Here is a 6,467-nt window from a genome sequence, read left to right on the forward strand (position 1 = left end):
CAATCAGACATTGCCTTAAATAGAGGAACACGAAACACTAAACACGGCAATACTGACTTAAAGGTCACAAAGACGTTCAAGCGGTTAGCTACTGGGACGCCCGAGCATCAATGTGACGCAGGCCACACCGTCCCGTCCGCCGGGTTTCGGACACGCGCCCCGGGGTCGACGACCTCGTCGACGCCGTGAACAACGCGCGCGCCTGACTCGGCAGGTCAGGGGACGCGGACGACATCGTCGTCCCCGGCCCGGAGGCGGGGACGACCGCCAGGCGCGGTTTCTCTGTCCCGAAGGATTTTGCAAGCGAATCGTTCCGCTGCGTAACTGAATGGTGAACTTTCGGGCAGGACACCGGGCTATGGAGAGGTTCGAGCCCGAGCCCGGCGAGCGGGACGAGTACCCCGGCACCGAGCCCGTGCGCCTCGTCGAGCACGGGCGCCCGCACACCGACTGGATCGTCTACGGCGTCGCGGCCGTGCTGTCGGCCTCGTTCGTGATCTGGGGCGGGGCCGACACCGGCGGGCTCAGCTCGGCCGCGGACGCGATGCTGGACTGGCTGCTGACCAACCTCGGCTGGCTGTTCGTCCTCGCGGCCACCGGCTTCGTGATCTTCTCTCTGTGGCTGGCGTTCAGCCGGTACGGCCGCATCCCCCTCGGCCGGGAGGGGGACGAGCCGGAGTTCCGCACCGTCTCGTGGGTCGCGATGATGTTCAGCGCGGGCATGGGCATCGGGCTCATGTTCTTCGGCGTGGCCGAGCCGCTCACGCACTTCGTCGAGCCGCCGCCCGGCACCGACCCGGCGCAGAGCGAGGCCGCGATCGAGACGGCCATGGCGACCACGATGTTCCACTGGACGCTGCACCCGTGGTCGATCTACGCCGTGCTCGGCCTCGCGATCGGGTACAGCCACTACCGCCGGGGGCGCAGCCAGCTGATCAGCTCGGCGTTCGTCCCGCTGCTCGGCCGCCGCCGCGCCGCGGGCCCGGCCGGCAAGGTCATCGACATCCTCGCGCTGTTCGCCACCCTGTTCGGCTCGGCCGCCTCGCTCGGCATCGGCGCGCTGCAGATCCGGACCGGGATGCAGGAGGCGGGCTGGATCTCCTCACTCGGCACCACAGTCCTCGTGCTGATCATCCTGGTGCTGACGGTCTGCTTCGTGGTGTCGGCGGTGTCGGGCGTCGCGCGCGGCATCCAGTGGCTGTCCAACATCAACATGGTGCTGGCCCTGGTCCTCGCGGTCTTCGTGTTCGTGGTCGGGCCCACCGTGTTCATCCTGGAGCTGCTGCCCACCTCGCTCGGCGTCTACATCCAGGACTTCGGGCAGATGGCGTCCCGGTCCGGTGCGACGGGCGGCGAGCCGATGAAGACGTTCCTGTCCAACTGGACGATCTTCTACTGGGCGTGGTGGATCTCCTGGGCGCCGTTCGTCGGGATGTTCCTGGCCCGGATCAGCCGCGGCCGCACCATCCGGCAGTTCGTCGGCGGCGTGATCCTCGTGCCGAGCGCGGTCAGCGTGGTCTGGTTCGCGATCTTCGGCGGGACGGCCATCGACCAGCAGCGCAAGGGACTGAACCCGTTCGGGAACGGCACCGAGGAGCAGATCACCTTCAACGTCCTCGGCCACTTGCCGTGGCTGGCGGTGACCGCGGTCGTCGTCATGCTGCTCGTGGCGATCTTCTTCGTGTCCGGCGCGGACGCCGCGTCGATCGTCATGGGCACGCTGTCGCAGCGCGGCTCGACCTCCCCGTCCCGCTGGGTCGTGATCTTCTGGGGCGCGATGACCGGCGGGGTCGCCGCGATCATGCTGGTCATCGGCGGGGACAAGGCGCTGAGCGGCATCCAGAACATCACGTTCATCGGCGCGCTGCCGTTCGCGATCGTGCTGATCCTGCTGTGCGTCGCACTGGCGAAGGACGTGCGCTCCGACCCGATGATGCGCCGCCAGCACAAGGGCGCCGAGGTCCTGGAGGACGCCGTCATCGCCGGCGTCACCCACCACGAGGGCGAGTTCGAACTCCAGATCAAGCCGTCCGAGCGGGAGGGCGGTGCCGGGGACGCGGGGGACGCCGCCGAGGACCCGCCCCGCTGAGGGGCCCGGTCACACGATCGGGCGCCCGGTCCTGATGCGGCGGCGGACGTCGCGGAGGTAGAGGTTGAAGGGGAACTCGCGGGCCGGGCGCGGCAGGGCGCGGTTGCTCACCGCCAGCACGTGGACGAAGCAGTCGAAGCGCGCCTGGTCGCGGGGCGTCCACGGGAAGCCGAGCTCGTCGCGGAACGGCTGGGGCAGGAAACCGAGCGTCAGGAAGCGGTGGAACCGGCCGAGCGTCCAGTGGACGGGCGCGGGCAGGAAGCGCATCTCGGCGAGGTCGCGCAGGTAGCCGCGGGTGACGTCGTCCATCTCGATCCTCGCCAGGCCCGCCCGCCAGTAGTCCTCGAAGGCGGCCCGGTCCGGCGGCCACATGTCCGGGGTGACCTGGAGGGTGGTGCCGAAGCGGGCGCCGTGCCGGTACAGGTCGGCGGCCTGGTCCCGCGACGGCTTCCCGTACAGCATCGTGTAGATCATCTCGATGCCCACGTAGAGGCACGCGGCGACCCACAGCTGCAGCTCGCGGTCGAACGCGTTGTAGGCGACGGGCTCCTTCGCGCGGACGTGCCGGTGCGCGCGGTTCACCTCGCGGCGCATCGCCTCGCGTTCGGCCTCGGTGCCGAGCATGGCGACGGCGATGTAGCTGAGCGTGGTGCGGGCGCGCTTGAGCGGGTGCTCGTCGACGCGGCCGCTGTCGACCGTGCTCTCCGCGACGCCGTGCCCGATCGGGAGGCGGGAGAGCTGCATGACGACGTTGGACGCGGCGGCGGCCAGGGCCACCCCGCTGATCGAGTCCAGGACGACCTTCGGCGGCGTCTCCTCACCGGTCGCGGTCATGCCGGCCCCACCTCCGTACGGGCTCGCACCTGCGCCCACGTTTGATACAACGAGTCGAATTTCGTCTCACTGTGCCATCGTAAGTGCACACTTGCAAGGCGCCCGCGACGAGAGCGCCCTCACACGCGGCCCGTACGGAGCCGGGCTCAGGCGGCCCGGCCCCTCCGGGTGACCCCGGTCAGGTGTAGGGGCTCTCCTTCGCCAGGACGCGGCCCGCGAACTCCTTCAGGGTGTCCAGGGCGCGCAGGTACGGCATCGGGCCGTAGGAGACGCGCGCGACGCCCATCTCCGCCAGCTCCGCGAGCGACGTGCCCGGGAGGTTGTTCGCGTTGACCGGACCCGGGATCCCCTTGACCAGGGACGGGACGGCGTCCGGCGGCGCCGCGATCGGGTACACGCAGTCGGCGCCGGCCTCCAGGTACAGCCGTCCGCGCGCGATCGCCGCCTCGACCGGGTCCGGGGCCTTGGCGACGAACGTGTCGGCGCGGGCGTTGATCACCAGGGCGTCCCCGGCCGCCGCCCGGACGGCCGCGATGTACTCCGCCTGGGTCCCCGGCTCGGCCAGCTCCCCGGCGTAGGTGTCCTCCAGGTTGCAGCCCGCCGCGCCGATGGCGAGCAGCCGCTCGACCAGCTCCCCCGGCTGCAGCCCGTACCCGGCCTCGGCGTCCACGGTGACGGGGACGGTCGCCGCGCGGATGACGCGCCCCGCGGCGGCGAACATCTCCTCCACCGGCGCCCCCTCGTGGTCGGGGTAGCCGAGCATGGCGGACACGGCGGCGCTCGCGGTGGCGAGCGCCGGGAACCCGGCCTCCTGGACGATCTTCGCGCTTCCCGCGTCCCAGACGTTGGGCAGCAGCAGCGGGTCTCCGGGACGGTGCAGGTCCCTCAGGAGTGCGGCGTTGTCGGTCATATCTGTCTCCTTCCGTCGCACCAAGGAACGGAGAACACGGCCGCACTGTGACACCCGCCCCCGGGCAGCGGCCCCGTCCCGCCGTCCCGGCCATGGGTTAGCGTCGAGCTGATCATCCGCTTGCGACGAGGGAGTACGCAATGCAGCCGTGGTCCGCCGATCTCGCCGGCCGCCTCGAAGAGCACGCCGTCAGCAGCGAGCTGCTGCGCGGCAACCCGCTGGACGACCCGCACGAGCGGCCCGTACTGGTGTACGTACCGCCCGGCTACGACGACGAACCGGACCGCCGCTACCCCAGCGTCTACGTGATCACCGGATTCACCGGGCACGTCGGGATCTGGCGCAACCGGATGCCGTACCGGCAGCCGTTCCCCGAGACGGCCGACGCGGTGTTCGCCGCCGGGGAGGCGCCGCCCGCGATCGTCGTGTTCGTGGACGCCTGGACCGCGCACGGCGGCAGCCAGTACGTCGACTCCCCCGGCACCGGCCGCTACCACTCCTACCTCTGCGACGAGATCGTCCCGTGGGTGGACGGCCACTACCGGACGCTCGACGCGCCCGGGCACCGGGCGATCAGCGGCAAGTCCAGCGGCGGCTACGGTGCGATGATCACGCCGATGCTCCGTCCCGACCTGTTCGGCGCGCTCGCGACGCACGCGGGCGACGCCCTGTTCGAGTACTGCTACCTGACCGAGTTCCCCAAGTGCGTCCGGCACCTGCGCAAGCACGACGGCGACATCCTGCGCTGGTGGGACGACTTCAGGAGCCGCACCTCCTTCACCAAGCCCGAGGACATGGAGCTGCTCAACATCCTCGGCATGGCGCTGTGCTACTCCGCGCGCGAGGACGGCACCCCCGACCTGCCGTTCGACCCGGTCACCGGCGTGCTGCGGCCGGAGGTGTGGAATCGCTGGCTCGCCTGGGACCCGGTGCGGATGGTCCCGGAGCACGCCGAGGCGATGCGCTCCCAGCGGGCGATCTGGATCGACGGCGGCACGCGCGACGAGTGGTACCTCGACATCGGCGCGCAGGCGTTCCACCGGGCGCTGCTCGACGCCGGCGTCGCCGGGGACGTGATCCACTTCGAGCTGTTCGACGCGGGCCACGGCGCGATCGACTACCGCTACCCCCTGGCGCTCTCCTGGCTCTGCCACCGCATCGCCCCCTGACCCCGCCGGGCGTCCCAACGCACGCGCCGCCTCCGCGGTTCCCCGCCGGACGGGCCGGGCCGATCCTTCGGCCCGGCCCGTCCGCGCTGTTCCGCCACGAAATTCCATTGGTTTCAGAGAGATGCCCAACGGAATTGAAAATCCAGAACCAAATGGATTTATTGACACCTTTCTCGAACCAAGGTGCACTTCGGGTCAGCTCATCCGGATGAGTCCCCCATCCCAACCCCCCGCCGAGCGGGCGGCGGTTCCTGGAGCGCTCTTACAAGGGCCTCCACGTGCCCACCCCCTCCGACCGCCCGGCACGTGGAAGGAGCACCCCCGTGAGACACCAGACCGCGATCGGGGCGGCGGCCTTGTCCGTCGGCCTCGCCGTGGCGATGTCCTCGCCCGCCTCAGGTGCGACACCCAGCACCGCCCCCGCGGCACCGGCCGGGCCGGACCCCCGCACCGTCGCCGCCGCCTCGGCCGACCGCCTGGTCGCGGCGAAGCCCGCCGAGTTCAAGAAGGCCCCGAAGGACAGGATCGTCCGGCGCGGGGTCACCTCGGGCCTGCGCGGCCTGCAGTACGTGGCCTACGAGCGCACCTACGACGGCCTGCCCGTCTACGGCGGCGACTTCGTCGTCACCACCAACGCGACCGGCGGCGTGCTGAGCACCTCCGTCGACCAGACCCGCACGCTCGACGTGGCGACCAAGGCGTCGGTCGGCGCGGCGCAGGCCGCCGCGACCTCCCGCGCCCGCGTGTCCAAGGTCGAGACCGCCTCCACGCCCCGCCTGATGGTGCTCGCCGAGGGCTCGGGACGCCTCGTCTACGAGACCGTCGTCACCGGCACCCAGAAGAAGGCCCCGACGAAGCTGCACGTGTTCGTCGACGCCGGAACCGGCAAGGTCGTCAAGACATATGACGAGGTCCGGGACGCGGCCGACGACCGCAGCTACTACCACGGCACCGTCGACCTCAGCACCGCCGCCACGTCCATGACCGACCCGCAGCGCTCCGGCGTCCGGTGCGGCGGCCAGAACGGCTCCGCCTACACCGGCACCGACAGCGCCTGGGGCAGCGGCAGCGGCACGGACCTGGAGACCGCCTGCGTCGACGCCCTCTACGCGGTCCAGAAGGAATGGGACATGCTGGGCTCCTGGCTCGGCCGCAACGGCATCAACGGCAGCGGCGGCGGGTTCCCGCTCCGCGTCGGCCTGAGCGACGTCAACGCCTACTGGAACGGCAGCTACACCAACTTCGGCCACAACCAGGCCGGCACCAGGCAGGCCACCTCGGTCGACGTCGTCGGCCACGAGAACGGCCACGCCGTCTTCACCACCACCCCCGGCGGCGACAGCGGCGGCAGCGGCAACGAGAAGGGGGGCATGAACGAGTCGGCCGGCGACATCTTCGGCACGCTCACCGAGCACTACATGAACGAGCCCTCCGCCTACGACCCGCCGGACTACCTGATCGGCGA

The 6,467-nt window shown here is 70.7% G+C and carries 5 protein-coding genes; 3 read left to right on the forward strand and 2 right to left on the reverse strand.

The features are described from left to right. The first annotated feature begins 358 nt into the window (after positions 1-358). Positions 359-2,089, forward strand: coding sequence for a BCCT family transporter (locus tag CHC11_RS24780; RefSeq protein ID WP_089314181.1), 1,731 nt, complete (start codon positions 359-361; stop codon positions 2,087-2,089). Positions 2,090-2,098: 9 nt separating this feature from the next. Here the strand turns inward: CHC11_RS24780 and CHC11_RS24785 are convergent, their stop codons facing one another. Both CHC11_RS24785 and CHC11_RS24790 read right to left on the reverse strand, forming a co-directional pair. Further along, complete coding sequence (locus tag CHC11_RS24785) at positions 2,099-2,923, reverse strand: oxygenase MpaB family protein (protein ID WP_089314182.1); 825 nt, start codon at positions 2,921-2,923, stop codon at positions 2,099-2,101. Positions 2,924-3,101: 178 nt separating this feature from the next. Continuing rightward, positions 3,102-3,833 carry an isocitrate lyase/PEP mutase family protein gene (locus CHC11_RS24790; RefSeq protein WP_089314183.1) on the reverse strand — a complete coding sequence of 244 codons (732 nt, stop codon included), beginning with the start codon at positions 3,831-3,833 and terminating at the stop codon, positions 3,102-3,104. A gap of 140 nt (positions 3,834-3,973) precedes the next feature. On the opposite strand from CHC11_RS24790, the gene CHC11_RS24795 reads away from it, so the two are divergent. Together CHC11_RS24795 and CHC11_RS24800 are read left to right on the forward strand one after the other, a co-directional pair. Continuing rightward, positions 3,974-5,002 carry an alpha/beta hydrolase gene (locus tag CHC11_RS24795; protein WP_089314184.1) on the forward strand — a complete coding sequence of 343 codons (1,029 nt, stop codon included), beginning with the start codon at positions 3,974-3,976 and terminating at the stop codon, positions 5,000-5,002. A gap of 323 nt (positions 5,003-5,325) precedes the next feature. Further along, positions 5,326-6,467: M4 family metallopeptidase (locus CHC11_RS24800; protein ID WP_245919693.1), on the forward strand; the 1,142-nt coding region annotated here is incomplete at its 3' end.

Origin of the sequence: Actinomadura mexicana (genome assembly GCF_900188105.1) — a bacterium.
Lineage (GTDB): Bacteria > Actinomycetota > Actinomycetes > Streptosporangiales > Streptosporangiaceae > Spirillospora > Spirillospora mexicana.

Coding starts and splice junctions, on each gene's coding strand:
- CHC11_RS24780 (WP_089314181.1), top strand. CDS start 359: ATGGAGAGGTTCGAGCCCGAGCCCGGCGAGCGGGACGAGTACCCCGGC.
- CHC11_RS24785 (WP_089314182.1), bottom strand. CDS start 2,923: ATGACCGCGACCGGTGAGGAGACGCCGCCGAAGGTCGTCCTGGACTCG.
- CHC11_RS24790 (WP_089314183.1), bottom strand. CDS start 3,833: ATGACCGACAACGCCGCACTCCTGAGGGACCTGCACCGTCCCGGAGAC.
- CHC11_RS24795 (WP_089314184.1), top strand. CDS start 3,974: ATGCAGCCGTGGTCCGCCGATCTCGCCGGCCGCCTCGAAGAGCACGCC.